Here is a 26,199-nt window from a genome sequence, read left to right as displayed (position 1 = left end):
AAGATGTGGTCGATGGACCACGGGGCGAGTGGCGTCAAGCGGTGGTCAACCGGGCCGGGACGCAAATGATCCCGCGTCTGCGGCATTTCATGCGCTCAGCGCATGCCGAGGCGCTCCGCGGCCAGCTTCTCGGCGCGCTTGCGGTCCTCGGCGCCCATGTCCTTGAGCGCGTCGTCGAGCCAGGGGTCGGCGAGGCCCTGGGCGGCCGCCAGGATATGCCAGGCCGCCGCATCGACCTTGTTGGCGGGCACGCCGCGACCGGCGACCAGGAGGCGGGCCAGACGGTTCTGCGCGATGGCGTTGCCCTTGGCGGCGGCGCGGCGGAAATAGCGCGCGGCCTGGGATTCGCTGGCCGGAACTCCGTCGCCGTTGAAGAGCAGGATCGCATATTCCACTTCGCCGACCGAGCTGCCGTTGCGGGCGGCACGCTCGAACAGCCGGGCCGCTTCCGAGGGATCCCGCGCGACGCCCCGGCCCTTGAGGTAGAGCACGCCGAGGGCATGCTGCGCGTCCGGGATCTCCGCGGCCGCGGCCTTCTTCAAGAGTTCGACGGCCTTCTGCAGGTCCGCGTCGTTGCCGCTGGTGAGCAGGAGCAGGGCGAGATTGTGGGAGGCCAGCGGATTGCCCTTGGCGGCGGCCTCTTCGAGCCAGGCGCGGCCCTGCGCGGCATTCTTGGCCATGCCGCGGCCGTCGAGGGCCATCAGCCCCAGGGACGCGAGCGCATTGGCGTCGCCTCGCTGCGCCGCCAGGCGGTACCATTCGGATGCCTTCTTGGGATCCATGGCGATCCCGAGGCCCTGATTGTAGAGCTCGCCCAGAAGGGTCATGGCCGCGGCATCGTTGTTGTTCTTCTCCAGCCGCAGGGTCGCCTCGCGGAAGGCCGTCTCGTAGAGGCCGCGCTGATAGGCCCCGTAGGCGAGATCGAGCTCCTTGGCCGGGCTTGCGGTTGCGGAAGCCGCCAGCAGGACGCCGCCGATGATCCAGGACAGCCGCATCAGCGCGAGGCCTCCTGCCGGTCCAGGATCTCCAGGGCTGCCATCACGGCCGCCGCCGGACCGTCGGGATGCGACCAGACGGCCTCGCCCAAGGCGATGAATTCCGCCTGCGTGGCCGCCAGGGGCCCGACCGCGTCGAGGCTCGGCGCATAGGCCACGCAGGGCGTCTCGAAGATCTCGGCCCACCAGGACGCCCTGTCGATCACGCTCTCCAGGGAGGGCAGGGACCCGTCCGGACGCGGCTCGCCGAAGAGAAGGTAATCGGCCCCGGCCTCGCCCAGGGTCATGGCGTCATCCTTGGTGCGGATCGCCCCGGCCCCGACGGCGCGGTCGGATTTCAGGCGGTCCCGCAGCTCGCGAAGGCGGGCCGGATCGCCCGGAACATGCACACCGTCGGCGCCGCCCCGAGCCGCGACGGTCGCGAGATCCGCCTCGCCCTCGGCCGAGACGAGCACGGCCGCGCCATGCTCCTGCGCGGCCGGGGCAAGGGCCTTGACCTGATTGATCAGGCTCCGCTCGTCGGCTGAAGCCAGCCGCAGCAGGACGGCCGCCACGGCTCCGGTGGCGCAGGCCTCGGCGAGGCGCGGCGCGAAGGAGGCGTCCGTCAGGACAGGGGTGATGAGGTAGAGGCGGGCGGCGGTATCGGCCATGGATGTTCGAGGTCACGAAAGAGGACAGACGGGATTCCATAACGAAAACGGGGCCGTCTTGCGAGGCCCCGCTTGTCGATCATGATTGCGGCGAAAGCCTGATCGATGAATGGCGTCTCCACCTGCGTCATGGCCGGGCTTGCCCCGGCCATCCCGATACGCAAAGGCGCTGCGCCTCGACCGGTCGGGATCATCGGCACAAGGCCGGTGACGACCGGGAGGGTCGATCGAGGCTTCCGATCCCGCTTACTCGGCCGCCTGCCGGCTCGTGCCGAAGGTCGGGTCGAGCTCGCCGGAGGCGTAGCGCTTGGCCATCTCGGCCAGGGTGAACACGCGCTTGATCTTGGAGGCCTGGCCGGCGGTGTTGAACTCCTGCAGGCGCTGCTTGCAGAGCTTCGTCATGGCCTCCATGGCGGGCTTCAGATACTTGCGCGGGTCGAACTCGCCCGGGTTCTCGCTCAGGACCTTGCGGATCTGGCCGGTCATCGCCATGCGGTTGTCCGTGTCGATGTTGATCTTGCGCACGCCGTGCTTGATGCCGCGCTGGATCTCCTCCACGGGCACGCCCCAGGTCGGCTTCATCTGGCCGCCGTACTGGTTGATGATGTCCTGGAGATCCTGCGGCACCGAGGACGAGCCGTGCATCACCAGGTGGGTGTTGGGGAGCTTCTTGTGGATCTCCTCGATCACGTGCATGGCGAGGATCGCGCCGTCCGGCTTGCGGGTGAACTTGTAGGCGCCGTGCGAGGTGCCCATGGCGATGGCAAGCGCGTCGACCTTGGTCTCGGCCACGAACTTCACGGCCTCGTCGGGATTCGTCAGAAGCTGGTCGTGCGAGAGCTTGCCCTCGGCGCCGTGGCCGTCCTCGGCCTCGCCTTCGCCGCTCTCGAGCGAGCCGAGCACGCCGAGCTCGCCTTCCACCGAGATGCCGCCGAGATGGGCCATCTCGACCACCTTCCGGGTCACGCCCACATTGTAGTCCCAATCGGCCGGGGTCTTGCCGTCGGCCTTGAGGGAGCCGTCCATCATCACCGAGGTGAAGCCGGCCTGGATGGCGGTCATGCAGGTGGCGGGCTCGTTGCCGTGGTCGAGATGCACGCAGACCGGAATGTGCGGATAGATCTCGGTGACCGCATCCATCATGTGCTTGAGCATGACGTCGTTGGCGTAGGAGCGCGCACCGCGGCTCGCCTGGATGATCACCGGCGCATCGACTTCGCCGGCTGCCGCCATGATCGCGAGCGCCTGCTCCATGTTGTTGATGTTGAAGGCAGGCACGCCATAGCCTTGCTCGGCGGCGTGATCCAGAAGCTGCCTCATGGTGATGCGTGCCATCTCGTCCTCCTTATGGGGCGCGTTCTTCTAAGCGCGCCGAAACTGAACCTTAGCTTAAGCGAATTGTGAAGCACGTTCCCCGCGCGGGAAGGGATGTCCCCGCCGGAGAACGGTCCTTCAGGCTCTCAGCGCTTCCACGCCGGGCAGCGACTTGCCCTCGAGCCATTCGAGAAAGGCGCCGCCTGCCGTCGATACATAGGTGAAGTCGTCCGCAACGCCAGCATGGTTGAGGGCCGCCACCGTGTCGCCGCCGCCCGCCACGGAGACGAGCTTGCCTTCCTTGGTGCGCTGGGCCGCGTGGCGGGCGGCCGCCACCGTGCCCTGGTCGAAGGGACCGTTCCACACCAGCGTGGCCGCGTCGTTGATCGCCGCCGAGACGCGCTCAACCGATTGCGAGCCCACGTCGAGGATCATCTGGTCCTCGGGGATCGCATCGATGCCGTAGGTGTGGTTGGGCGCGCCCGCCTTGAACTCGTAGGCGCAGACGCCGTCGACGGGCAGGATGATGGCGCAGTTGGACGTGCGGGCCTTGTCGATGATGCGCAGGGCGGTGGCCGCCAGATCCTTCTCGGCGAGCGACTTGCCGACGCCGAGGCCCGTGGCGTGCACGAAGGTGTTGGCCATGCCGCCGCCGATGACCAGGGCGTCGACCTTGGTGACGAGATTCTCGAGCAGGTCGATCTTGGTCGACACCTTGGCGCCGCCCACGATGGCCACGACCGGGCGCTTAGGCGCCTCCAGGCCCTTGGTCAGGGCGTCGAGCTCCGCCTGCATGGTGCGGCCCGCATAGGCCGGCAGGACGCGGGCGAGGCCCTCGGTGGAGGCATGGGCGCGATGCGCGGCCGAGAACGCGTCGTTCACGTAGAGGTCGCCGAGCTTCGCCAGATCCTGCACGAAGGCCGGATCGTTCTTCTCCTCGCCCGCGTGGAAGCGGGTGTTTTCGAGGAGCAGCACGTCGCCGTCCTTGAGGGCGGCGACGGCCTTGGCCGCGGCCTCGCCGATGCAGTCGTCGGCGAAGGCCACGGGCTTCTTGAGATGCGTCGAGACCGCTTCCGCGACCGGCTTCAGGGATTCCTTGGGATCGCGTCCCTTCGGGCGGCCGAAATGGGCGAGAAGGATCACCTTTCCTCCCTTTTCGGCGATTTCCCGGATGGTGGGCAGGACGCGCTCGATGCGCGTCGCGTCCGTCACCCGGCCGTTCTCCATCGGGACGTTGAGATCGACCCGGACGAGAACGCGTTTTCCCTTGACCTCGGCCTGGTCGAGCGTGCGGAAGGCGGTCATGAAGCGGCCTCCCTTAGATGAGCTTCGCCATGGCGACGGCGGTGTCCGCCATGCGGTTCGAGAAGCCCCACTCGTTGTCGTACCAGGACAGCACGCGCACGAAGTTGCCCTCCATCACCTTGGTCTGGTCGAGGTGGAACACGGAGGAGTGCGGATCGTGGTTGAAGTCCGACGAGACGTTCGGCTGGTCCGTGGTGCCGAGGATGCCCTTCAGCGGCCCGGCGGCGGCGGCCTTGATCGCCGCGTTGATCTCTTCCTTCGTGGTGTTCTTCTTGGCCACGAACTTGAAGTCGACCACGGACACGTTCGGGGTCGGCACGCGGATCGACGAGCCGTCGAGCTTGCCGTTCAGGTCGGGCAGCACGAGGCCCACCGCCTTGGCGGCGCCCGTCGAGGTCGGGATCATGTTCAGGGCCGCCGCGCGGGCGCGGTAGAGGTCCTTGTGCATCTGATCCAGCGTCGGCTGGTCGTTGGTGTAGGAGTGGATCGTGGTCATGAAGCCCTTCTCGATGCCCACCGCCTCATGAAGCACCTTCGCCACCGGGGCGAGGCAGTTCGTGGTGCAGGAGGCGTTCGAGATGACCATGTGGTCCTTCGTCAGCTTGTCGTGGTTGACCCCGTAGACGACCGTGAGGTCGGCCCCGTCGGCCGGAGCCGACACGATGACCCGCTTGGCGCCGGCGGTCAGGTGCGCCGAGGCCTTCTCCTTCGAGGTGAAGATGCCGGTGCATTCCATGGCGATGTCGACGCCGAGCTCCCGGTGCGGCAGGGTCGCCGGATCTTTGATGGCGGTCACGCGGATCTTCTGGCCGTTGATGACGAGGAACTCGCCGTCGACCTGCACGTCGGCCGGGAAGCGGCCATGGACGGAGTCGAAGCGGAGCAGGTGAGCGTTCGTCTCGACCGGCCCGAGATCGTTGATGGCAACCACCTCGATGTCCTTGCGGCCGCTCTCCACGATGCCGCGGAGGATGTTGCGTCCGATGCGACCGAATCCGTTGATCGCGACCTTCACCGTCATAGTCTTAGCTCCCTTGTGTAGCGAGGCCTCAGGTCTTCTCGAGCCTCAGAGATTGTGTGTCCGGAGGACCTTCTCGGCCACGGCTTCGGCCGTGATGCCGAAGTGCTTGTAAAGGTCCTTGTAGGGCGCGCTGGCGCCAAACCCATGCATGCCGACGAAAATTCCGTCCGGGCCGATGACCGAATCCCAGCCGAAGCGCACGGCCGCCTCCACCGCGACCTTGATCGGCGCATCGCCGATGATGCGGGCGCGGACCTTCTCGGGCTGGGCCAGGAAGAGGTCGAGCGAGGGCACCGACACCACGCGGACGGCGAAGCTCTGCTCGTCGAGAAGCTTCTGGGCCGCCAGGGCGATCTCGACCTCGGAGCCGGACGCGAAGATGGTCGCGCGGGCCTTGCCGTTCGCCGGCGATAGCTCGTAGGCGCCGGTGGCCGAGAGATTGGCGGCGCCGCCCTCCTTCCGGACCTGCGGCAGGTTCTGGCGGGTGAGGGCCAGGGTGCTCGGCCCGTCCGTGCGCTCGAGGGCGAGCTGCCAGGCTTCCGCCGTCTCGATGGCGTCCGCCGGGCGGAACACGCGCATCTTCGGCATGGAGCGCAAAGCCGCCAGATGCTCCACGGGCTGGTGGGTCGGGCCGTCCTCGCCCAGCCCGATCGAGTCGTGGGTCATCACGTAGACCACCGGGATGCCGGCGAGCGCCGCGATGCGCATGGCGGGACGGGCATAATCGGTGAAGACCAGGAAGGTCGCGCCGGCCGGCACGTAGCCGCCATGGAGCGCAAGACCGTTCATGGCCGCCGCCATCCCGTGCTCGCGGATGCCGTAGTGGATGTAGCGGCCCGCGTAATGGCCGGGCGAGATGGCCGTGAGGTTCTTGGTCTTGGTGTTGTTCGAGGGCGTCAGGTCGGCCGAGCCCAGGACCAGCTCCGGCACCGCCTCGGTGATCACCTCGAGGGCAAGCTCGCTCGCCTTGCGGGTGGCCACGGCCTGCGGCTCGGCGACGAGCCGTTCCTTCAGCCGGGCGACGGCGTCGGCCAGGCCTTCGGGGCGCACGCCCTTCACGCGGCGCTCGAACTCCGCCCACTTCTCGGCGGGCAGGGCCTTCAGGCGGTCGGTCCAGGCCTTGCGCTGCCGGCGGCCCTTCCTGCCGGCCTTGGCCCAGGCGTCGCGGATGTTGTCCGGGATCTCGAAGGGCGCGTGGCTCCAGCCGTAGGCGGCCTTGGCGCCGGCCAGCTCCTCGGCGCCGAGGGGCTCGCCGTGGGCCTTGGAGGTGCCGGCCTTCTTCGGGGCGCCGTAGCCGATGGTGGTCCGGCAGGCGATCAGGGTGGGCTTGTCCGACTTCTGGGCCCGGGCGATGGCGCGCTGGAGAGCCTTCGGGTCGTGGCCGTCGACGCGCACCGCGTTCCAGTTGCAGGCCTGGAAGCGCTTCACCTGGTCGACGGAATCCGAGAGCGACAGCGGTCCGTCGATGGAGATCTGGTTGTCGTCCCACAGGACGATCATGCGGTTCAGCTTCAGGTGGCCGGCGAGCGCGATCGCCTCTTGGCTGATGCCCTCCATGAGATCGCCGTCCGAGGCGAGCACGTAGGTGTGGTGGTCGACCAGATCGTCGCCGTATTCGGCGTTCAGCATGCGCTCGGCGAGCGCGAAGCCCACGGCCGTGGCGATGCCCTGGCCGAGGGGACCCGTGGTCGTCTCGACGCCCGGGGTCATGAAGTTCTCGGGGTGCCCGGGGGTCTTCGAGTCGAGCTTGCGGAAGTTCCTCAGCTCCTCGATCGTCATGCCCTTCACGCCCGTCAGGTGCAGGAGCGAATAGAGCAGCATCGAGCCGTGGCCCGCGGAGAGGATGAACCGGTCGCGGTCGGGCCAGGTCGGGTCGGCGGCGTCGTATTTCAGGAACTTGGTGAACAGCACCGTGGCCATGTCGGCGGCGCCCATGGGCAGGCCCGGATGGCCGGATTTGGCTTGTTCGACGGCGTCCATGGCGAGGACGCGCACGGCGTTCGCCAGATCGGAATGGGTGACGCGATCGACGGAGACGGTATCTTGCACGGCGAGATCCACAAGTCTTGAGGGCCCCGCAACGGGGCGGTCTGTCCGGAAAAGGTCCGGGCTCCTTAACACGCGGCCAGGGCGAGTCAAAGGCTGGAACGGCGTAATCCCCTCGAGTCCCCCCGGCCCCGCCGCCTGCGAAATCGGGTGCCCTGCCTCCTCACGACGCGCATCGGGCCGAAAACCGGGTCCACTTTTGACGCACGATGCGCTCGAGCATCGGACCCAAAAGTGGACCCACTTTTGGGATCGATCCGATGCTCAATTCCTTGAGCGGCGCATCGTTCGGCGCGGAAAACCGAGTCCACTTTTCCGCACGATGCGCTAGTGTCGTGCCCGATTCAGGAGGCATGATGGCGCCGACACTCGAGGAAGCGATGAAGCGGCTGGACATGGCCTTGGGACTTCTTGAGGCATCCGTGTCCCGTCGTCTGGAGGCCGACAGGCGCCGCGGCGGCCTGGAAACCGAGCTCCAGATCATGCAGGACGACCGGGCCCGCCTGGCCGTGGAGCTCGATGGCGCGCTCACCCGGCTCCACCGTTTCGAGGCGGCGACGGACGATGTCGGCCGGCGGGTCCGCCGAGCCATCGGGGCCGTCCAGACCGTTCTGGACCAGGCCGGCCAACTCGAGCCGGAGGAGGGGTAGGCCATGCCCCAGGTGACGGTGACGATTGCCGGACAGACCTACCGCATGGCCTGCGGCGAGGGCGAGGAGGGGCATCTCGAGGGCCTGGCGGCCGCCTACGATGCCCGGATCGAGGACATGCGCCTTGCCTTCGGCGAGATCGGCGACCTGCGCCTCCATGTGATGGCGGCCATCGCCCAGGCGGACGAGCTGCACGAGACCAAGCGGCGGGTCGACGCCCTGGAGGCCGAGGTGGCGACGCTCAACAGCATCAATGCCTCGCGGGACGAGCGCCTCGAGCGGATCGAGGCGAGGCTCGCCGAGGGCGTGCAGATGGCGGCCGAGCGGATCGAGGAGCTGGCGCGCAGCCTCAACGGGGCGGGGCAGGGCTGAGAGAAATCCTTTTGTCTCGCGGCCCGACGAGAAAGATTGCGGGCCGCCCCACTTTTCCCCTTCCCCCGGACCGCCCCGATCCCTACATAGGGAAGGCGGGGCTGCGGGGCGCGTTAGGAGTTCATATTCCCCGGGGCCTTATCGATCCTGAAGGGAGCTGTCCCTGACCCGGTCCCTGGACCGGGACATACGGCGCCCACCTACTTTGTAGGTTCCCGGGATCGCTTCTCCGACGGCTTTTCGTGGCTCCGCACCTTATGCAATCCCTTCCCCCCTCCGAACTGAAAGAACGCGTCCGCAGCGAGGTCTTCGCGCGGCGCGATGGCCTCGACAAACACTTCCGCCACGCGGCTGCGCAGGGCATCGCCGACCGCGCTCTCGCCTTCCCGGCGCTGAAGGACGTCACCCCGGTCGGAGGCTATTGGCCGATCCGCAGCGAGGTCGATCCGCGTCCGCTCATGGAAGCGCTGCTCGCGCGGGGCCACGACGTCGCCCTGTCCCAGATCCTCCACCCCCATCTGAGCTGGCGCCTGTGGCAGCCCGGCGACGTGCTGGTCAAAGGCGGCTTCGGCGTGCGCGAGCCCGGCCCGGATGCCCCGGAGGTATTCCCCAAGGCTCTCCTCGTGCCCCTCGTGGCGTTCGACCGCCGAGGAGGGCGCATCGGCTACGGCAAGGGCCATTTCGACCGGGCCATCGCGGCGCTGGAAGCGCAGCATCCGGTCTTGACGATCGGGCTGGCCTATGCGGTTCAGGAGATCGACGAGGTTCCGGTCGAGCCCCATGACCGGCTCCTCGACGTTATCGTCACCGAAGTCGAACTCATCCGGACGGCATCCTAGTCAAGGACCCATCATGCGTCTTCTCTTCCTCGGCGACATCGTCGGGCGGCCCGGCCGCAACGCGGTGATCGAGCGCCTGCCCGGGCTCAGGGACCGATGGCAGCTCGACTGCGTGGTGATCAACGGCGAGAACTCCGCCGGCGGCTTCGGCATCACCGAGGCGATCTGCGACGAGATCCTGGCCGCCGGCGCCGATGCGATCACCCTCGGCAACCATTCCTGGGACCAGCGCGAGACGCTGGTGTTCATCGAGCGCCAGCCCCGGCTGCTGCGGCCGGTGAACTACCCGCCGGGCACGCCCGGGCGCGGTGCCAATCTCATCGACACCCGCTCGGGCGCCCGGGTCCTCGTCGTCAACGTGATGGGCCGCCTGTACATGGACGCGCTCGACGACCCGTTCGCGGCCGTGGACCGGGAGCTCGAAACCTGTCCGCTGGGACAGGTGGCCGATGCGGTCATCGTCGACGTGCACGCGGAGGCGACGAGCGAGAAGGAGGCCATGGGCCACCATCTCGACGGCCGGGCGAGCCTGGTCGTCGGGACCCACACTCATGTGCCCACCGCCGACCATCGGGTTCTGCCGGGCGGCACCGCCTACATGTCGGATGCGGGCATGTGCGGCGATTACGATTCCGTTCTCGGCATGCAGAAGGAGGAGGCGATCCGCCGGTTCCTTCAGAAGACGCCTGGCACGCGCCTCGAGCCGGGCCTGGGCGAGGGCACGCTCTCGGGCGTCGCGGTCGAGACCGACGACCGAACGGGCCTCGCCCGGCGGGTGGCGGCGGTGCGCCTCGGGCCGAACCTGGAGGAGACCTGGCCCCGGTTCTGGGATTGAGCGGCGGCGTCCGGCGTCAGGAGCCGGGTGACGCCGTGGATACGCCCGCAAGGGAAGCGCTCGACAGCGCCGCTCTCTTGGCGGGTCTCTTGGCGGGGAGCGTCGCCATTCCCATCTCTTCCGTCACGGAGGACACCCTTGGACGCGGATACGGAGACGGCACGGCCGAAAAAGGGCCTCTACCACGAGGAAAGCGAGTTCCATCGCGCCCATGAGCACCAGAGCGCCTCCGCGGTTCTGCGGGCCGTCATCGACGAGGCCAAGGGCGAGACGATCTCGATCGGCGAGATCATCGAGGCCTTCGGCGAGCGCGCCTTCGGGTTCGTGCTGATCCTGTTCTCTCTTCCGAACTGCGTGCCGGCCCCCCCGGGAATCGCCGGCATCGTCGGCACGCCTGTCCTGATCTTCGGCATCCAGATGATGCTGGGCCATACCCGGCCCTGGCTGCCCGGCTTCATCCTGCGGCGCACCGTCTCGGTTTCGAAGTTCAAGCGCCTCATCGACATCGCCGAGCCCAGGCTCAAGAAGCTCGAGAGCTATTGCAGGCCGCGGCTGCTTGCGCTCTTCGGGCCCTTCGGGGACCGGGTGGTCGGGTTCTTCGCCTTCCTGGTCGCCGTTTCGGTGCTGATCCCGTTCCCAGGCACCAATTTTCCGCCCTCGATCGCGCTCGTGATCGCCTCCATCGCCATCATGGAGGAGGACGGCTACCTGCTGATCCTCGGCTATCTCATCGGCCTGGCGGGGCTCGCCTATACGGCGACGGTGCTGGGCGCCTCCTACCACCTCATTCTCGCGACCATCCACACCCTGCCGTCCTGGCTCGGCTTCTAGGGCGGGCCGACAAGGGGTTGGGCACGATCTCTTAAGCGGCGGCCGGTAAACCTATCCCGGTTCGATCCCGGGGGCAGCAGGTGGGCGTACAATCAAGCGAATGGCGGAGCGATCTGTCCGACGCTCCGCAGGCGGTCCGGCTGTCGGAGGTCCTGGGAGCGCTCAGCCATGCTCTCGATATGACCGAAGGCCAGCCGGTGGGCCATTGCGTAAGGGTCTGCTGGATCGGCGTGCATGTGGGGCGCGAACTCGGGCTGGACGACACGGCTCTCTGGGAGCTCTATTACACGCTCCTCCTGAAGGATCTTGGATGCAGCAGCAATGCTGCCCGGATCTGCCAGCTCTACCTGACGGATGACCTCGCCTTCAAAAGAGACTTCAAGACCGCGGGCGACCGGCTCCCGCAGATTCTGGGCTTCGTCCTGTCCCATACCGGCCTGAAGGCCGGGCTGGCGCAGAGATTCCGCACGGTGATCAACATCGTCCGGAACGGGGGCGAGATCGCTCGGGAACTGATCGAAACCCGTTGCCAGCGCGGCGCCGAGATCGCCCGGCAGCTGCGCTTCCCCGAAGGCGTCGCGCTGGGCATCCAGGCGCTCGACGAACATTGGAACGGGGGCGGCAAGCCGATGGGCACGGCGGGAGCCGAAATCCCGGTCTATTCACGTATCGCCCTTCTGGCCCAGGTGGTGGACGTGTTCCATACCGGGGCCGGGGAGGCGGCGGCCCGGCGGGAGGCGCGGGAGCGGTCCGGCACGTGGTTCGACCCCTGGATCGTCGAGGCATTCGAGCGCGTGGCCGAACGCCGGACGTTCTGGGAGACCCTGGGATCGGACGCGGTCGAAAGCGCGGTCTTCGCCCTCGAACCCGCTCAGCGGATCGAACTCGCGGACGAGGATTATCTCGACGACATCGCGGCCGCCTTCGCGCGGGTTGTCGATTCCAAGAGCCCCTATACGAGCGGACACAGCGACCGGGTGGCCTTCTTCGCTGACCTGATCGCGGAGGAGATGGGCCTCGCCGAGGCGGACAGGCGTCGCCTCCGCAGAGCGGCCCTGCTCCACGACATCGGGAAGCTCGGGGTCAGCAACGAGATCCTCGACAAGGCGGGCAAGCTGGATGACGCGGAATTCGCCGCGGTGCGTCGCCATGCCCTCTACAGCGAGACCATCCTGTCCCGGATCGGCGCTTTCCAGGACGTGGCCCGCATCGGCGGGGCCCACCACGAGCGGCTCGACGGCAAGGGCTATCCGAGAGGACTGAAGGGTGACGCGATCGGCCGCGAGACCCGGATCATCTCCGTGGCGGACGTGTTCGACGCCTTGACGGCCGACCGGCCGTACCGGCCCGCCATGCCGGTCTCGAAGGCCATGGGGATCATGACGGCGGATGTCGGAACGGCCTTCGATCCGGACTGTCTGGAGGCTCTCCGCCGGGGCCTCGAGCGGCTCGGGACCAGCCCGGCCTGACCGGGCCGGCCTCTTTCGACGCAAGTGGCAGAAGGGGGCTTTGCCTGAAGCCCTTCGCCGCCTTATAAGCCGTCCATCGTCAACTTTCACGGCCTGACGGGCGCCTGCGGGACAGGCCGCCCTCGGCCGCACTTTTCGGAGGCCCCCATGGCCGGGCATTCACAGTTCAAGAATATCATGCACCGCAAGGGCAAGGTCGACGCGGTGCGGTCCAAGGTGTTTTCCAAGCTTGCCCGCGAAATCACCGTGGCGGCCAAGATGGGCCTGCCCGATCCCAACATGAACCCGCGCCTGCGGGCCGCGATCCTGGCCGCCCGCGCCGAGAACATGCCCAAGGACAACATCCAGCGGGCCATCAACAAGGCGTCCGGCGGCGATGCGGAGAACTACGACGAGATCCGCTACGAGGGCTACGGTCCCGGCGGCGCCGCCATCATCGTCGAGGCGATGACGGACAACCGCAACCGCACGGCTTCCGACATCCGCTCCTACTTCACCAAGAGCGGCGGCAACCTGGCCGAGACCGGCGCGGTCTCCTTCATGTTCGACCGGGTCGGCTACATCGAGTTCGGCCCCGACGTGGCGGATGCCGACGCCATGCTGGAGGCGGCCATCGAGGCCGGCGCTGACGACGTGGTCTCGTCCGAGAACGGCCACGAGATCTATTGCGACCAGGGCTCCCTCAACGAGGTCACCAAGGCGCTCGAGGACAAGTTCGGGGAGCCCAAGGCATCGAAGCTGGTGTGGAAGCCGCAGACCCCGGTGGCCGTCGACGACGAGACCGGCGAGAAGCTCATGAAGCTCATGGAATCCCTCGAGGAGCACGACGACGTCCAGAACGTCTATGGCAACTTCGAGCTCTCCGAAGCCCTGATGCAGAAGATGGCCGAGTGATTTTGGCTGTGCGTGGGACCCCGGATCGTCCTGGGCATCCACGCCTTCTTAACCGTTGATGGCGTGGATGGCCTGAGCAAATCCGACCCCGACGGTGGAGAACGAAAAGTGAGCGAACGCGTCCGCATCCTCGGTCTCGATCCCGGCCTGCGCAATACCGGCTGGGGCGTCATCACCGTCGAGGGGACGAAGCTCGCCTTCGTGGCCTGCGGGGTCGTGACCTCCGACGGCGACCTCGACCTCGCCCTGCGCCTCAAGCAGCTTCACGATCGGCTGACGGAGGTGATCCGGACCTGGACCCCCGACGAGGTCTCCGTCGAGGAGACCTTCGTCAACAAGGACGCCCAGGCGACCCTCAAGCTCGGCCAGGCCCGCGCCATGTCCCTGCTCGTCCCGGCCCTCCATGGCCTGCCGGTGGCGGAGTACGGCGCCAACCAGGTCAAGAAGACCGTGGTCGGCGTGGGACACGCGGACAAGGATCAGGTCCAGGCCATGGTGAGGATCCTGCTGCCCAAGGCGGACTTCAAGAAGGCCGATGCGGCGGACGCGCTCGCGATCGCCATCGCCCACGCCCATCACCGCAAGGCCCGCGCTTTGGCGGCGAGCTACTGAGGCATCCCGAACGCTCAACCCTGTTTCGGACGAAGCTTGAGTTGGCGACCGGGATCGCGGTAAGAACAAAGCGCGACCAAACCTTCCTCGGGAGAGGAATGGACTTTCACCTGACAACCGTCACCGGCTCCGCTTCGCGGTCTCGGGGTGACACCGTGGAGCAGAGACGAACGTGATCGGCAAACTCAAGGGCGTGGTGGATTCCTACGGAGAGGATTTCGTGATCCTCGACGTGCACGGGGTCGGCTACGTGGTCCATTGCTCCTCCCGCACCCTCCAGAACCTGCCGACCACCGGGGAGGCGGCGGTCCTGTCCATCGAGACTCATGTCCGCGAGGACATGATCCGCCTGTTCGGCTTCCGGTCGGATTCGGAGCGGGAATGGTTCCGGCTGCTCCAGTCGGTCCAGGGCGTGGGCTCCAAGGTGGCGCTCGGCATCCTGTCGGTGCTCGACCCCGGGGCTCTCGCGACCGCCATCGCGACCGGCGACAAGGCGTCCGTGGCCCGCGGCCCCGGCGTGGGGCCCAAGCTCGCCCAGCGCATCGTGTCCGAGCTCAAGGACAAGGCGCCGGCCTTTGCCGCCGTCGACCCGGCCCTCATCCGCCTGACCGGGGCCGTCGAGGACAAGAGCGCGCCGGCCCCCGTGGCGGACGCGATTTCCGCCCTCGTCAATCTCGGCTACCCCCAGGTCCAGGCCTCGGCGGCCGTGGCCGCCGCCATGAAGCAGGCCGGCGACGAGGCCGAGGCCAAGACCCTGATCCGGCTGGGCCTTCGCGAGCTGGCGCGGTAGCCGGTTCATCATAAGGACATGTTCTTGTTTTGATCTTTTCAAGAATGGCGTATGAGACCCTCAGCGCCTATATGAAGCCTCTGGAAGGTAAGCCTCTTTGACCGATTCCCGCCGCCTGATCAGCCCCGAAAAGCGCGAGGACGATGTGGATGCGTCGATCCGGCCGCTCTCGCTCGACGATTTCACGGGCCAGAAGGCCGCGCGCGCCAATCTCCAGGTCTTCATCGATGCCGCGAAGGCGCGGGGCGATGCCCTCGACCACGTGCTCTTCGTCGGCCCGCCGGGCCTCGGCAAGACCACGCTGGCGCAGATCGTCGCCCGCGAGCTCGGGGTCAATTTCCGCTCGACCTCCGGTCCGGTGATCGCGAAGGCGGGCGACCTGGCGGCCCAGCTCACCAACCTGGAAGAGCGCGACGTGCTCTTCATCGACGAGATCCACCGCCTGAATCCGGCCGTCGAGGAAATCCTCTATCCGGCCATGGAGGACTACCAGCTCGACCTCATCATCGGCGAGGGACCGGCCGCCCGCTCGGTGAAGATCGAGCTGCCGAAATTCACGCTTGTCGGCGCCACCACCCGGGCGGGCCTGCTCACCACGCCCCTGCGCGACCGCTTCGGCATCCCGATCCGGCTCGAATTCTACACCGTCGACGAGCTGGAGCTGATCGTGCGTCGCGGCGCCCGGGTGCTCGGCCTCGGCATGAGCGAGGAGGGGGCGAACGAGATCGCCCGCCGCTCCCGCGGGACGCCCCGCATCGCCGGTCGTCTCCTGCGCCGCGTGCGTGACTTCGCCATCGTGGAGGGCGTCCAGACCGTGTCCCGCGACCTCGCCGACCGGTCGTTGCGCCTCCTCGACGTGGACCCGATCGGACTCGACCTGATGGACCGCAAGTACCTGACCATGATCGCCGGTTCCTTCGGCGGCGGCCCGGTCGGCATCGAGACCATCGCGGCGGCCCTGTCCGAGCCCCGCGACGCCATCGAGGACATCATCGAGCCGTATCTGATCCAGAAGGGTTTCGTGCAGCGCACCCCGCGCGGGCGCATCCTCACGCCCCACGCCTTCAAGCATCTCGGCATCCCGGAGCCGACCCGCGAGACCGCCGCGCAGTTCGGGCTGTTCAACGGGGACGGGGATGAGTGAGGCAAGCCCCGGCGCCGGCCTCTCCGGCTCCATGAGGGACGGCGCTCACGTCCTCCCTCTGCGCGTCTATTACGAAGACACGGATTTCTCGGCCCGCGTCTATCACGCGAGCTACCTGCGCTTCATGGAGCGCGGGCGCACGGAGCTGCTGCGGGCCGTCGAGGTGGCGCAGTCGGACCTGCACGCCGAGATGGGCGGGCTCGCCTTCGTGGTCCGCAAGATGACGATCGACTTCCTCGGCGGCGCCGTCATGGATGACGTGCTCACCGTGGTGACCCGCCCGAAGGAGATGCGCGGGGCGTCGATGACGCTCGCCCAGGAGGTCCGGCGCGGCGACGAGGTGCTGGTCAGGGCCGACGTCATGGTGGCGGCCGTGAGGGGAGGGCGGGCCGTGCGGATCCCGGACGAATTGCGGGCCGCTCTGACGGCGGGCGTCTAGGCCGTGGCCATGCCCCATGGTCAGGGCGCGCAGGAGCCCTGCCTTCTGCGCATGTCGGGCTGGATTTTGCATCAATTTCAGCATTTTCCGCCCCGATCCGGGGGCTCTTAAACCAGACCTTAACCTTACCCTGTGCCTAACAGGTAACGGTCTCGGAGGATCTCGGGCCTTGTTACCCTGTGCCCTTATTTTCGACAGATTCAGGGGCGAACGAACGGTAATACAAGAACAGATTTTCCTAGAACCTGTTGCGGGAAGCCCTGGGTCGTCTTCCAGGACTGCTCCAAGAGCGAGGACGAGAGATCATGAACCCGGCTGATGTGGCCCAGGCCGTCCCTGTGGCCCACGAACTGTCCTTCTTCGGCCTGTTCTGGCAGGCCCACTTCATCGTCAAGCTCGTCATGCTGGGCCTGCTGGCAGCCTCCGTCTGGTGCTGGGCCATCATCATCGACAAGACCCTCCTCTACGCCCGCTCCAAGCGCGCCATGGACCGTTTCGAGGACGTGTTCTGGTCCGGCCAGTCGCTCGAGGAGCTCTACCGCTCCCTCCAGAGCCGCCCGGCCACGGGTCTCGCGGCCGTGTTCGTCGCCGCCATGCGCGAGTGGAAGCGTTCCTTCGAGGGCTCGGGCCGCTCGTTCCAGAGCCTGCCCCAGCGCATCGACAAGGTGCTCGACGTGACCATCCAGCGCGAGGTGGAGCGGCTCAATTCCCGCCTGACCGTGCTCGCCTCCATCGGCTCGGCCGGCCCGTATATCGGCCTCTTCGGCACGGTGGTGGGCATCATGAATTCCTTCACGTCGATCGCCGCCTCCAAGAACACCAGCCTGGCGGTCGTGGCGCCGGGCATCGCGGAGGCCCTGTTCGCCACCGCCATCGGCCTCTTCGCGGCCATCCCGGCGGTGCTCGCCTACAACAAGCTGCAATCGGAGGTCGGCAAGCTCCAGACCCGGCTCGAAGGTTTTGCCGACGAGTTCTCGGCCATCCTGTCGCGCCAGATCGACGAGCGCATCGGCCATGCGGGTCACCACCCCGCCAACGCGGCCTAAGGGGGGATCCGGCATGGCCATGACGGCAGGAGCGGCGGGGGGCGGCGGACGGCGGCGCAGGCGAGGCCGCACGCCGGGCGCGATCAACGAGATCAACATGACGCCGTTCATCGACGTCATGCTGGTGCTGCTCATCATCTTCATGGTGGCGGCCCCCATGATGACCGCCGGCGTGCCGCTCGATCTGCCGCAGACCAAGGCCGCGCCGCTGAATTCGGACGCGACCCCGGTGACGCTCTCGATCAAGGCGACCGGCCAAGTGTACCTGGGCGAGGCCGAACTCGTCGACGAGGCCATCGTGGGCAAGCTCGCGGAGGTGTCGAAGTCCGGCTTCGACGAGCGTATCTTCGTGCGCGGGGACAAGAAGGTGGATTACGGACGCGTCGCCCAGGTGATGTCGATCGTCACCACGGCGGGCTACAAGCGTGTCGCCCTCGTGACCGAGGTCGACCAGCGCTGAGCGGAATGAGAGCAGGGGGCAGACACACGTGGCGTTGAAGCCAAAATTCAACACCTCCGAGCCGGGCCTGTGGGTCTCGGGCGTCGCGCATGCGTCGCTGTTGGCTGCCGCCCTGATCGGCCTGTCGGTCGGCACCGAGTTTCCCCAGGCCGAGGAGGGCATCCCGGTCGAGATCATCACCGACAACCAGCTCTCCCAGATCACCAAGGGCGAGACGAACGCCAAGGCCCCGCAGCCGAAGCCGCGCGCCGAGCGCGTGGCCGACAAGACCGAGTTGAAGGATCCCGGCGAGGACAAGCGCGACGCCCCGGCACCGCCCAAGCGACCGGCCGAGATGAAGGTCGCCGACAAGGAGGAGCCTGTCGCGGCTCCGCCTCCGCCGCCCGCGCCTCCGACGAGGTCGCAGGAAGAGAAGGCCGCCGAGGCCAAGGCCGCGGAAGAGAAGAAGCTGCAGGAAAAGGCGGAGGCCGAAGCCATCGAGAAGGCCAAGGCGGCCGAGCAGGCCAAGGTCGAGGCGGAAGCCAAGGCGAAGGCCGAAGCCAAGGCCAAGGCGGACGCCGAGGCCGAGGCGAAGCGCGTCGCGGAGGCGAAAGCCAAGGCAAAGGCCGAGGCGGACGCCAAGGCGAAGGCAGAAGCCGAGAAGAAGCTCGCGGAGGCCAAGGCCAAGGAAGAGGCCGAGGCCAAGGCGCGCAAGGAAGCCCAGCTCGCCAAGAAGCTCGACATGGGCGACCTGAAGCAGTTCCTCGACAGCAAGGAAAAGAACCAGTCCACCGGCGCGACCGGCGCGGAGGTCCAGAAGACGGCTTCCCTCGGCACCGCGACGGGATCCTCCGCCAAGCTGTCGCCGAGCCTGCGCGACGCGCTGATCGGGCTGCTGGTCTCGCAGATCGAGCGCTGCTACAGCGCGCCGATCGCCGCCTCGGGCGGCCAGGTCACGGCTCCCATTCTCGACATCCGCCTGAACCAGGACGGATCGCTCAGCACCGAGCCCCGCATTCTCCAGGCCGGGAGCAGCTCGACCGATCGCGCGGTCGCCGACGCGGCCGTCCGCGCCATTCGCAAGTGCCGCCAGTTCGAGATCCCGGCGAAGTTCGTTCCGTATTACGCGGACTGGAAGGTCCTGAACGTCCAGTTCGATCCTCCTCTCTCTTAAAGCCCATCACGCTTGAGACAGCACCCCATGATCACTCGCTTCCTTTCCCGTCTTCTCGTCGCGCTGGCCGTCGTCGTGCCGATGGCGGCGCTCGCGCCCGCCGCCCAGGCGCAGCTCTCCTTCCGCGTCGGACCGGGCGGGCAGTTCCAGCCCATGCCGATCGCCGTCGCCGATTTCTCCGGCGAGGGCGATCTCGGCCAGCGGGTCTCCGGCATCATCACCAGCAACCTGCAGCGCTCGGGCTATTTCGCGCCGCTCGACAAGTCTCGCTTCCCCGAGCGTCCCTCCTTCGACGCCGCGCCGCGCTTCGACGCCTGGAAGATGGCGGGCGCCCAGGCGCTGGTGACGGGCCGGGTCTCGCGCGATCCCTCGGGTCGTCTGCGCGCCGAGTTCCGCCTGTGGGACATCGAGTCGGGCCAGCAGCTCACCGGCCAGCAATACGTGACGGACGCCAATTTCTGGCGCCGCGTCGGCCACATCATCTCCGACGCGGTCTATTCCAAGGTGACGGGCTTCGGCGGCTTCTTCGACACGCGCATCGTGTTCGTCGATGAATCGGGCCCGAAGGAGAACCGCCGCAAGCGTCTCGCGATCATGGATCAGGACGGGGCCAACGTGCGCTACCTGACGCAAGGAGACACCTCGGTGGTGACCCCGCGCTACTCGCCGGCCACCCAGGACATCACCTATTCGGCCCAGGTCGAAGGCCAGCAGCCGCGCGTCCAGGTGATCAACCTGGAGACCGGCACCCGCCAGGTGCTCGGCAACTTCCCCGACATGGCCTCCTCGCCGCGCTTCGCGCCGGACGGGCAGCGCATCGTCATGAGCCTGCAGCAGGGCGGCAACGCCAACATCTTCATGATGGACCTGGGCTCGCGCAACACCACGCGCCTGACCTCGACGGCCGCGATCGACACCTCGCCGTCCTTTTCTCCCGACGGCAGCCAGATCGTGTTCGAGAGCGACCGCGGCGGCAAGCAGCAGATCTACGCCATGAACGCGGACGGCTCGAACCAGCGCCGCATCTCCTTCGGCGACGGCGCCTATTCGCAGCCGGCCTGGTCGCCGAGGGGCGACTACATCGCCTTCACGAAGCAGCGCGCGGGCGGCTTCGCCATCGGTATCATGAAGCCGGATGGCTCGGGCGAGCGCATCCTGACGGAAGGTTTCCACAACGAGAGCCCGACCTGGGCGCCCAACGGCCAGTACATCCTGTTCTTCCGCGATCCGGGCGGACAGGCCGGCGGCAAGCTCTACATGGTGGACATCACCGGGCGCGTGGAACAGCCGGTGCCGACCCCGTCCTTCGCGTCCGACCCGACCTGGTCGCCGCTTCTGAGCGAGAGCCGGCAGAGCAACTAGATCGACATCGAAAGGGCGCCTCAGGCGCCCTTTTCTTGTTTAGGCGGCCAACGAGGCCGCGCTGCCGGTCTCGTCCTTGTGACCCTTGAGCTTGAAGGCGAGGACCAGGAGGGAGATGCCGAAGACGAGCGCATAGGCGCCCAGCCACCAGGTCAGCACCACGGCGCCGACGAGCGGGGCGAGCAGCAGCGCGACGCCGAACAGCACCGATACGATGCCGCTGAAGATCAGCCAGCCGCGGCCGTAGGTCGGATTGAGCTTGAACGCGGCCACGATCATCAGGACGCCGGTGATGAGCGACCACACGGCCATCAGGGTGACGAAGAACAGGACCGTGAGCCCGGGCATGATGAACGCGACGATTCCGACCAGGATGTTGAGGATGCCCTCGAGGATCAGAAGGCCCCAGCGCTGGTTGTTGGACGCCGCCCTGACCGCCGCCACGATGCCGAACACGCCGTCGACCAGCATGTAGGCGGCGAAGACCCAGACCAGGGACAGGAGCGTGGCTCCCGGCGAGAAGAACGCGATGAGGGCGAAGATGATCGCGAAGACGCCGCGGAGCGCCAGAGCCCACCAGTTCTGCGCCAGCAGCTGGCTCATGGCGTGGGTGCGATCAGGGGTGTCGAAAGAGCCGGCGGTGCCTGTAGCCATAGGAGTCCTCCTCGAAAAGGAATGTACTGCCTTGCCCGAGATCAACGCCAAGCTTGACCGTTGGTTTCCTTTTGTTCTTCTAGGCCTGCTCTCCCGGCGACGCCTCGTTCTCCTTGATCTTGCTCAGTTTGCGCCGCAGGGCAAGCTTCCGATGCCTCAGGCGCACCCGCCGCTTGAGCCGGAAGGCGCGGATCAGGAGCGCGATCCCGAGCCAGGCCAGAGCGATGACGATCGGCGAGACGATCACGACCGGGAAGAACGTGACCAGGGCGGCCAGGGCCAGAAGCGCGAAGCCGATGATCGCGACGCTGCTCGCCTCCGTGGCCGTCAGGGAGCGGGAGCCCACCGCCTTGCCGACCGTGCTCGACAGCGCCAGGGCGCCGGCCGCCAGCCTGCGCACGCCGCCTCTCTTGAAGCGGTGGCCGCGCCGCGAGCGCATGTTCTTCGCCTGGCGCCGCCGGGACTGCCAGCCGGGGACGATCTCCGTCGCGTTGGCGAGATCCTCCAGGTACATCGCCTCCATGGCCTCGGCGAAACCCGGATCCTCGACCACCACGTCGAGTTCCCAGTTCGTCGCCCAGCTGGCGATGTTGAGGTTCGTGGACCCGACCCGAGCCCAGCGCCCGTCCGCCACCGCCGTCTTGGCGTGCAGCATCGAGCCGTTCCATTCATAGACCCGGATGCCGGCCTCGATGAGCGACCGGTAGCCGGCCCGCACCACGGGCTGCAGGGCCGGCACGTCGCTCGAGCCGGGGACGAGGAGACGCACGTCCACGCCGTCGCGGGCCGCTTCGCCGAGGGCCTGCACATAGGACGTGGTGGCGACGAAATAGGCGTCGGTGAGCCAGAGGTTGCGCTGGGCGGTCGCCGCGATGAACTGGTCGACCCGGTAGGTGCGGAACATGCCGGGCTCGCCGCTGATGACCCGCGCCGCCACGGAGCCCGCATGAGGGATCAGGTCGGCGTGGGGCAGGTCGGATCGCGGGATCGGCTTCATGCCGGCGAGAACCCAGCTCTCGGCGAAGGTCGCATCGAGGTCGGCCACCACGGGCCCTTCCAGGGACAATCCGGTGTCGCGCCAGGGCTCGTGGCCGTTCTTGCCCACCCAATTGTCCGAGATGCACAGACCGGACACGAAGGCGATGCGCCCGTCGACGGTGATCAGCTTGCGATGGTCGCGGCGGACCCAGAACGGATCGGTGAGCCGGGGAGGGTTGAAGACCCGGGCCTCGACCCCGGCCTCGCGCAGGCGTCGCCAGTAACCGGGCAGGGCGCGGAAGGAAGATCCGAGCCAGTCGTAGAGCACCCGCACCCGCACGCCGGCGCGGGCCCGCTCCATGAGGGCTTCCGCGAAGGCCCGGCCGGTCTCGTCGTCCGCGATGATGAAGTTCTCGAAATGGATGACGGACTGCGCCGACCGGATCGCCTCCAGCCAAGCCGGGTAGTTCTCCCGCGAGTCCCGCAGCAGCGCGACGGCGTTGCCGTGACGCAGGTCGCTGTCGGCGATGCGTGAGAACGCCCTCTCCAGGCGGAGATCGTCCAGGGCTTGGCGATAGGGATGTCCGAGGCTTCCGGACTGGGTCGTCACGATATTCATCACCTCTCAACGCTCGAAACGCGCAATCGGCAGCAGCCGAGCTTCGCGTGAGCCGCCATGCAGGATGACCTTACGATAGGAATGAAGAACGCCACGTGAAGGCTTTTACGGTCAATTAACCCTAACCCGAACTTCCACAACTTGGCCATAATTCACCTTAATCCCGCATGCCTCCTCACGGTTGACGGAACCCTCCTTTAACCATCCTCCCGATATGAAAGACACAACGTTCGGCAAACGTATGTGTAAGGAGTATTGCCAATGATGACGCTGCGCGCCGTCAAGTTCGCCGCCGCTATCGTCCTCGCCCTCGGGGCGGCGGCGTGTTCGTCCAACAAAGATGGCATGGCCGATGGGGCTGGAGCCGGGGGCTTCGGGGCCGGCGGCGCCGCCACCCCGGGCAGCGCCCAGGATTTCGTCGTCAACGTGGGCGACCGCGTGTTCTTCGAGACCGATTCCACCGACCTGACCCCCACGGCCGTCGCCACCCTCGACAAGCAGGCGCAGTGGCTGCAGCGCTATCCGACCTACACCTTCATCCTCGAAGGCCATGCGGACGAGCGCGGAACCCGCGAGTACAACTACTCGCTCTCCGCCCGCCGCGCCCAGGTCGTGCGCGACTACCTGATCTCCCGCGGCATCCCGGGCAACCGTTTCCGCACCGTGTCGTACGGCAAGGAGCGTCCGGTCGCGGTCTGCAACGACATCTCCTGCTGGTCGCAGAACCGCCGCGCGGTGACCGTGCTCGGCGCCGGCGCCGGGGCATAAAGCCTCACCCGGCGCATCGCGCGGCAGCGCGCGGCAACATGGACCCGGTTTTCCACCCGAGCGGTGCGCCGCTCAAGGGGCCGAGCGCCGGATCCGGTCCCGAAAGCAGGCCCGGTCCCATGCTCGCGTTCAAGCCCTCGTGACATCGCGAAGCGCCGCCACAGTCTCGCCGTGGCGGCGCTTTTGTGTTATCGGCCTCCTCGTCCGAGGACCCTCACGGTATCCCAGCATGTTTCGACGTCTGTTTGTCTTTTTCGCCTTTGCCCTGGCTCTGGCCGCCACTTCGGTTTCCCCTGCCGCCGCGCAGGACGCCGCCGATGCGATCGTGCGCCTGAACCGGCTCGAGAGCCAGTTCCGCCAGCTCTCCGGCCAGATGGAACAGCTCCAGTACGAGAACCGCCAGCTCAAGGAGCAGCTCCGCAAGTTCCAGGAGGACATGGAGTTCCGCTTCCAGGAAAGCCGCGGCGGCTCCCGGCCTTCGGCACCCGCCACGACCCCGGCGCGTCCGGCGCAGCCTCAGGCCCAGCCGGCCCCGGCCCAGCCGCAGCGCCGCAGCGACGTGTTCGACCCCTCCGAGGCGCCGGATGCCCCCGGAGCACCCCGGCCCCTTGGCACCACGGCTCCGTCCACCCCTCTGACGGCGGATTCGGGCCGTCCGGTGCCGCTGCCGGGCGGGCGGCTCGCCGGGATCGGCGACCTGATCGAGCAGGACGAGGAGGGCGGCCCCGACGGAGTTCCGATGGATGGCGGCGGCGCACACGAGCGCGTCGCCGGTCTCCCGCAGGGGGCCATCAGCGAGCGACCGGGCCCGAGCGTCGCGGCGACGAGCGTCGGCAATCCGCGCTCCGACTTCGACGCCGCCTATGCCTCCTTCGCGCAGAAGCAGTACGACCAAGCCGAGATGGGCTTCCGCCGCTTCCTGCAGTCAAACCCCCGGGACAAGCTCGTGCCCGAGGCGACCTTCTGGCTGGGCGAGACCTACCTCCAGCGCAACCGCTATCGCGAGGCCGCGGAGCAGTTCCTGAACGTCACGGCCGAGCACCCCGACGCCGCCAAGGCGCCCGATGCCCTGCTGCGGCTCGGCATCTCCCTGAACGGGCTCGGGGCCAAGGATCGCGCCTGTGCGGTCTTCGCCGAGCTCGACCGCAAGTACCCCCAGGCCTCGGCCCCCGTGCGCCAGGCCTCCGACCGCGAGCAGAAGCGCATCAAGTGCAGCTGAGCCGCTGACAGGTTTCGCAGAAGGCCGAGCGATGGCCTCTCCTCCGCCCCCCGACGATGCGCTCTCGGATGATGGGCTCGAGCGGCTCTTTGCCTCTCTGAACCAAGCTTCGGCCATCGTCGCCGCCGTGTCCGGCGGGCCGGATTCCACCGCCCTGATGCACCTGCTCGCCCGCTGGACCGCCGCCGGTGCCCGGCCTCCTGTCCACGTCGCCACGATCGATCACGGCTTGCGGCCCGAAGCCGCCGCGGAGGCCGCTTCCGTCGGGCGGGAGGCCGCCGCCCTGGGCCTGCCGCACCGGATTCTCGCCTGGACCGGAGACAAGCCGCGAGCGGGCATCCAGGAGGCCGCGCGCGAGGCGCGCTACCGGCTCCTCGTCGACCATGCCCGGCAGGTCGGCGCCTCGCATCTGGTCACCGCCCACACCAGGGACGATCAAGCCGAGACGGTGCTGATGCGCCTGGCGCGCGGGTCCGGCCTTGCGGGTCTTGCCGGCATGCGCCGCGAGACGGATCGACCCGGCATCCGGCACGTGCGGCCCCTGCTCGACTGGCCGAAGACGAGCCTCGTCGATCTCTGCCGGGCGCATGGCTGGCGCTTCGTCGAGGATCCGTCCAATGCCGACGAGATTTACGCACGCGTGCGCTGGCGCAGGCTCATGCCGCGCCTGGCCGCCGAGGGGCTCGACGCCGAGCGCCTGGCCCGCTTCGCCGGACGGGCCGCCCAGGCCGAGGAGGCGCTCGGCCTCAAGGCGCGCGAGGCTCTGGACCGGGCCGGCCCCGTTCTCGAAGACGGCTCCCTCTCGTTCGAGGCCGGCATTCTTGCAAGGGAGCCTTTCGCCATTGCTGTCCGGGTGCTGGAGCAGGCCCTGGTCGGGGCGGGTCTCGAAAGCAGCCGTCTCGACCGGCTCGAGGCCTGTACGGAACGCCTGCGGGACGCCGTCAGGGCAGGGGAGAGCCTGAGTCTCACCATCGCGGGCGCCCTCGTGCGGCTGGACCGGACAGGGCGAGCATCGATCGGCCCGGAACCGCCGCGGCGCCGGGGCCGTTAGCCAAAACTCTTAGCCAACGTTATCGGATCGCGCCCCATGGGTGCCGCATTCCCTTGGCAAGGCGAGACGGTGTGCCTACATTGAGTTTAACCGTACGGGGGACCTCCCTGTGCTTCATCTCCCTCTGGGGCAGAACCTGATCCGATGAATTCAAATTTCCGCAACTTCGCCTTGTGGGTCGTCATCTTCCTCCTGGTGCTGGCGCTCGTGACCCTTTTCCAGAGCCCAGGCCAAAGAGGCGGCGGCAGCGACATCGCCTATAGCCAGCTCCTCAGCGAGGCCGATGCCGGACGCATCACCAGCGTCGTCATCTCCGGGCCGGAGATCAGCGGCACCTACACGGACGGGCGCACCTTCACGACCTATGCGCCGAGCGACCCGATGCTGGTCACGAAGCTGCAGCAGAAGGGCGTGCAGATCACGGCCCGCCCGCAATCGGATTCGACCCCCTGGTTCATCGCGGTCCTCATGAACATCCTGCCGATCGCGCTCTTCATCGGCGCCTGGGTGTTCCTGTCGCGCCAGATGCAGAGCGGCGCCGGCCGGGCCATGGGCTTCGGCAAGTCCAAGGCGAAGCTCCTGACCGAGGCGCATGGCCGCGTCACCTTCGACGACGTGGCGGGCATCGACGAGGCCAAGGAAGACCTGCAGGAGGTGGTGGAGTTCCTGCGCGACCCGCAGAA

The 26,199-nt window shown here is 67.7% G+C and carries 27 protein-coding genes and 1 other RNA gene; 20 read left to right on the top strand and 8 right to left on the bottom strand.

What is annotated here, in order from left to right:
• Positions 1–95: 95 nt before the first annotated feature.
• From NF876_RS19575 to tkt, 6 genes are all read right to left on the bottom strand, one after another.
• Complete coding sequence (locus NF876_RS19575) at positions 96–995, bottom strand: tetratricopeptide repeat protein (protein ID WP_262270332.1); 900 nt, start codon at positions 993–995, stop codon at positions 96–98.
• Complete coding sequence (locus NF876_RS19570) at positions 995–1,645, bottom strand: thiamine phosphate synthase (RefSeq protein ID WP_262270331.1); 651 nt, start codon at positions 1,643–1,645, stop codon at positions 995–997. The genes NF876_RS19575 and NF876_RS19570 overlap by 1 nt, the downstream gene beginning before the upstream one ends.
• Positions 1,646–1,891: 246 nt before the next feature.
• Positions 1,892–2,980 carry a class II fructose-bisphosphate aldolase gene (gene fba / locus NF876_RS19565; RefSeq protein WP_262270330.1) on the bottom strand — a complete coding sequence of 363 codons (1,089 nt, stop codon included), beginning with the start codon at positions 2,978–2,980 and terminating at the stop codon, positions 1,892–1,894.
• A gap of 117 nt (positions 2,981–3,097) precedes the next feature.
• Positions 3,098–4,264, bottom strand: coding sequence for a phosphoglycerate kinase (locus tag NF876_RS19560; RefSeq protein ID WP_262270329.1), 1,167 nt, complete (start codon positions 4,262–4,264; stop codon positions 3,098–3,100).
• A gap of 13 nt (positions 4,265–4,277) precedes the next feature.
• On the bottom strand, positions 4,278–5,285 hold the full coding sequence (gene gap, locus NF876_RS19555; RefSeq protein ID WP_262270328.1) for a type I glyceraldehyde-3-phosphate dehydrogenase: 1,008 nt from the start codon (positions 5,283–5,285) through the stop codon (positions 4,278–4,280).
• Between the two features lie 45 nt (positions 5,286–5,330).
• On the bottom strand, positions 5,331–7,265 hold the full coding sequence (gene tkt / locus NF876_RS19550) for a transketolase (RefSeq protein ID WP_373696688.1): 1,935 nt from the start codon (positions 7,263–7,265) through the stop codon (positions 5,331–5,333).
• A 422-nt stretch (positions 7,266–7,687) separates the two neighbouring features.
• Here tkt and NF876_RS19545 point away from each other — a divergent pair, with 422 nt between their 5' ends.
• The 16 genes from NF876_RS19545 (at position 7,688) to tolB (ending at position 20,227) form a co-directional block, all read left to right on the top strand.
• The gene (locus NF876_RS19545) at positions 7,688–7,981 is read left to right on the top strand and encodes a DUF4164 domain-containing protein (protein WP_262270326.1); all 294 of its coding nucleotides are present in this window, start codon (positions 7,688–7,690) and stop codon (positions 7,979–7,981) included.
• A gap of 3 nt (positions 7,982–7,984) precedes the next feature.
• Entirely contained in the window at positions 7,985–8,353 is a 369-nt protein-coding gene (locus NF876_RS19540; RefSeq protein ID WP_262270325.1) for a cell division protein ZapA, read from the top strand.
• A 95-nt stretch (positions 8,354–8,448) separates the two neighbouring features.
• Positions 8,449–8,606: non-coding RNA, 6S RNA (gene ssrS, locus NF876_RS19535), on the top strand.
• Between the two features lie 4 nt (positions 8,607–8,610).
• Positions 8,611–9,192, top strand: coding sequence for a 5-formyltetrahydrofolate cyclo-ligase (locus tag NF876_RS19530; RefSeq protein ID WP_262270324.1), 582 nt, complete (start codon positions 8,611–8,613; stop codon positions 9,190–9,192).
• Between the two features lie 13 nt (positions 9,193–9,205).
• On the top strand, positions 9,206–10,027 hold the full coding sequence (locus NF876_RS19525) for a TIGR00282 family metallophosphoesterase (protein ID WP_262270323.1): 822 nt from the start codon (positions 9,206–9,208) through the stop codon (positions 10,025–10,027).
• A 138-nt stretch (positions 10,028–10,165) separates the two neighbouring features.
• On the top strand, positions 10,166–10,858 hold the full coding sequence (locus tag NF876_RS19520) for an exopolysaccharide biosynthesis protein (RefSeq protein WP_262270322.1): 693 nt from the start codon (positions 10,166–10,168) through the stop codon (positions 10,856–10,858).
• Positions 10,859–11,037: 179 nt separating this feature from the next.
• Positions 11,038–12,327, top strand: coding sequence for an HD-GYP domain-containing protein (locus NF876_RS19515; protein WP_262270360.1), 1,290 nt, complete (start codon positions 11,038–11,040; stop codon positions 12,325–12,327).
• A gap of 147 nt (positions 12,328–12,474) precedes the next feature.
• On the top strand, positions 12,475–13,221 hold the full coding sequence (locus NF876_RS19510) for a YebC/PmpR family DNA-binding transcriptional regulator (protein ID WP_262270321.1): 747 nt from the start codon (positions 12,475–12,477) through the stop codon (positions 13,219–13,221).
• A gap of 108 nt (positions 13,222–13,329) precedes the next feature.
• Entirely contained in the window at positions 13,330–13,833 is a 504-nt protein-coding gene (gene ruvC / locus NF876_RS19505; protein ID WP_173948020.1) for a crossover junction endodeoxyribonuclease RuvC, read from the top strand.
• Positions 13,834–14,005: 172 nt separating this feature from the next.
• Positions 14,006–14,623: a Holliday junction branch migration protein RuvA gene (gene ruvA, locus NF876_RS19500; RefSeq protein ID WP_262270320.1), complete on the top strand. Its 618-nt coding sequence runs from the start codon at positions 14,006–14,008 to the stop codon at positions 14,621–14,623.
• 97 nt (positions 14,624–14,720) lie between these two features.
• A complete protein-coding gene (gene ruvB / locus NF876_RS19495; protein WP_315974468.1) occupies positions 14,721–15,767 on the top strand; it encodes a Holliday junction branch migration DNA helicase RuvB in 1,047 nt (348 codons plus the stop codon).
• On the top strand, positions 15,760–16,206 hold the full coding sequence (ybgC, locus tag NF876_RS19490) for a tol-pal system-associated acyl-CoA thioesterase (protein WP_262270319.1): 447 nt from the start codon (positions 15,760–15,762) through the stop codon (positions 16,204–16,206). Before ruvB ends, ybgC begins: the two co-directional genes overlap by 8 nt.
• A 305-nt stretch (positions 16,207–16,511) precedes the next feature.
• A complete protein-coding gene (gene tolQ, locus NF876_RS19485) occupies positions 16,512–17,252 on the top strand; it encodes a protein TolQ (RefSeq protein WP_173948016.1) in 741 nt (246 codons plus the stop codon).
• Positions 17,253–17,265: 13 nt separating this feature from the next.
• On the top strand, positions 17,266–17,712 hold the full coding sequence (locus NF876_RS19480; protein WP_262270318.1) for an ExbD/TolR family protein: 447 nt from the start codon (positions 17,266–17,268) through the stop codon (positions 17,710–17,712).
• 34 nt (positions 17,713–17,746) lie between these two features.
• Positions 17,747–18,865 carry a cell envelope integrity protein TolA gene (gene tolA, locus NF876_RS19475; RefSeq protein ID WP_262270358.1) on the top strand — a complete coding sequence of 373 codons (1,119 nt, stop codon included), beginning with the start codon at positions 17,747–17,749 and terminating at the stop codon, positions 18,863–18,865.
• 27 nt (positions 18,866–18,892) lie between these two features.
• A complete protein-coding gene (tolB, locus tag NF876_RS19470; RefSeq protein WP_173948014.1) occupies positions 18,893–20,227 on the top strand; it encodes a Tol-Pal system beta propeller repeat protein TolB in 1,335 nt (444 codons plus the stop codon).
• 39 nt (positions 20,228–20,266) lie between these two features.
• On the opposite strand, the gene NF876_RS19465 is transcribed toward tolB, so the two are convergent.
• Complete coding sequence (locus tag NF876_RS19465; RefSeq protein WP_262270317.1) at positions 20,267–20,881, bottom strand: HdeD family acid-resistance protein; 615 nt, start codon at positions 20,879–20,881, stop codon at positions 20,267–20,269.
• 79 nt (positions 20,882–20,960) lie between these two features.
• A complete protein-coding gene (locus NF876_RS19460) occupies positions 20,961–22,478 on the bottom strand; it encodes a phospholipase D-like domain-containing protein (protein WP_262270316.1) in 1,518 nt (505 codons plus the stop codon).
• Positions 22,479–22,739: 261 nt separating this feature from the next.
• On the opposite strand from NF876_RS19460, the gene pal reads away from it, so the two are divergent.
• The 4 genes from pal to NF876_RS19440 form a co-directional block, all read left to right on the top strand.
• Positions 22,740–23,246, top strand: coding sequence for a peptidoglycan-associated lipoprotein Pal (gene pal, locus NF876_RS19455; protein WP_262270315.1), 507 nt, complete (start codon positions 22,740–22,742; stop codon positions 23,244–23,246).
• 229 nt (positions 23,247–23,475) lie between these two features.
• On the top strand, positions 23,476–24,465 hold the full coding sequence (gene ybgF / locus NF876_RS19450; protein ID WP_262270314.1) for a tol-pal system protein YbgF: 990 nt from the start codon (positions 23,476–23,478) through the stop codon (positions 24,463–24,465).
• Positions 24,466–24,496: 31 nt separating this feature from the next.
• Complete coding sequence (gene tilS / locus NF876_RS19445) at positions 24,497–25,516, top strand: tRNA lysidine(34) synthetase TilS (protein WP_262270313.1); 1,020 nt, start codon at positions 24,497–24,499, stop codon at positions 25,514–25,516.
• Between the two features lie 144 nt (positions 25,517–25,660).
• Positions 25,661–26,199, top strand: a 539-nt coding sequence (locus tag NF876_RS19440) for an ATP-dependent metallopeptidase FtsH/Yme1/Tma family protein (RefSeq protein WP_262265654.1), incomplete at its 3' end; no start/stop codon positions are given.

This window comes from Microvirga yunnanensis, assembly GCF_025460875.1.
Note: the sequence above shows the minus strand (reverse complement) of the source record. Positions and strands in the feature narration are given on the sequence as shown.

Coding starts and splice junctions, on each gene's coding strand:
- NF876_RS19575 (WP_262270332.1), bottom strand. CDS start 995: ATGCGGCTGTCCTGGATCATCGGCGGCGTCCTGCTGGCGGCTTCCGCA.
- NF876_RS19570 (WP_262270331.1), bottom strand. CDS start 1,645: ATGGCCGATACCGCCGCCCGCCTCTACCTCATCACCCCTGTCCTGACG.
- fba (WP_262270330.1), bottom strand. CDS start 2,980: ATGGCACGCATCACCATGAGGCAGCTTCTGGATCACGCCGCCGAGCAA.
- NF876_RS19560 (WP_262270329.1), bottom strand. CDS start 4,264: ATGACCGCCTTCCGCACGCTCGACCAGGCCGAGGTCAAGGGAAAACGC.
- gap (WP_262270328.1), bottom strand. CDS start 5,285: ATGACGGTGAAGGTCGCGATCAACGGATTCGGTCGCATCGGACGCAAC.
- tkt (WP_373696688.1), bottom strand. CDS start 7,265: ATGGACGCCGTCGAACAAGCCAAATCCGGCCATCCGGGCCTGCCCATG.
- NF876_RS19545 (WP_262270326.1), top strand. CDS start 7,688: ATGGCGCCGACACTCGAGGAAGCGATGAAGCGGCTGGACATGGCCTTG.
- NF876_RS19540 (WP_262270325.1), top strand. CDS start 7,985: ATGCCCCAGGTGACGGTGACGATTGCCGGACAGACCTACCGCATGGCC.
- NF876_RS19530 (WP_262270324.1), top strand. CDS start 8,611: ATGCAATCCCTTCCCCCCTCCGAACTGAAAGAACGCGTCCGCAGCGAG.
- NF876_RS19525 (WP_262270323.1), top strand. CDS start 9,206: ATGCGTCTTCTCTTCCTCGGCGACATCGTCGGGCGGCCCGGCCGCAAC.
- NF876_RS19515 (WP_262270360.1), top strand. CDS start 11,038: ATGACCGAAGGCCAGCCGGTGGGCCATTGCGTAAGGGTCTGCTGGATC.
- NF876_RS19510 (WP_262270321.1), top strand. CDS start 12,475: ATGGCCGGGCATTCACAGTTCAAGAATATCATGCACCGCAAGGGCAAG.
- ybgC (WP_262270319.1), top strand. CDS start 15,760: ATGAGTGAGGCAAGCCCCGGCGCCGGCCTCTCCGGCTCCATGAGGGAC.
- tolQ (WP_173948016.1), top strand. CDS start 16,512: ATGAACCCGGCTGATGTGGCCCAGGCCGTCCCTGTGGCCCACGAACTG.
- NF876_RS19480 (WP_262270318.1), top strand. CDS start 17,266: ATGGCCATGACGGCAGGAGCGGCGGGGGGCGGCGGACGGCGGCGCAGG.
- tolB (WP_173948014.1), top strand. CDS start 18,893: ATGATCACTCGCTTCCTTTCCCGTCTTCTCGTCGCGCTGGCCGTCGTC.
- NF876_RS19465 (WP_262270317.1), bottom strand. CDS start 20,881: ATGGCTACAGGCACCGCCGGCTCTTTCGACACCCCTGATCGCACCCAC.
- NF876_RS19460 (WP_262270316.1), bottom strand. CDS start 22,478: ATGAATATCGTGACGACCCAGTCCGGAAGCCTCGGACATCCCTATCGC.
- pal (WP_262270315.1), top strand. CDS start 22,740: ATGATGACGCTGCGCGCCGTCAAGTTCGCCGCCGCTATCGTCCTCGCC.
- ybgF (WP_262270314.1), top strand. CDS start 23,476: ATGTTTCGACGTCTGTTTGTCTTTTTCGCCTTTGCCCTGGCTCTGGCC.
- tilS (WP_262270313.1), top strand. CDS start 24,497: ATGGCCTCTCCTCCGCCCCCCGACGATGCGCTCTCGGATGATGGGCTC.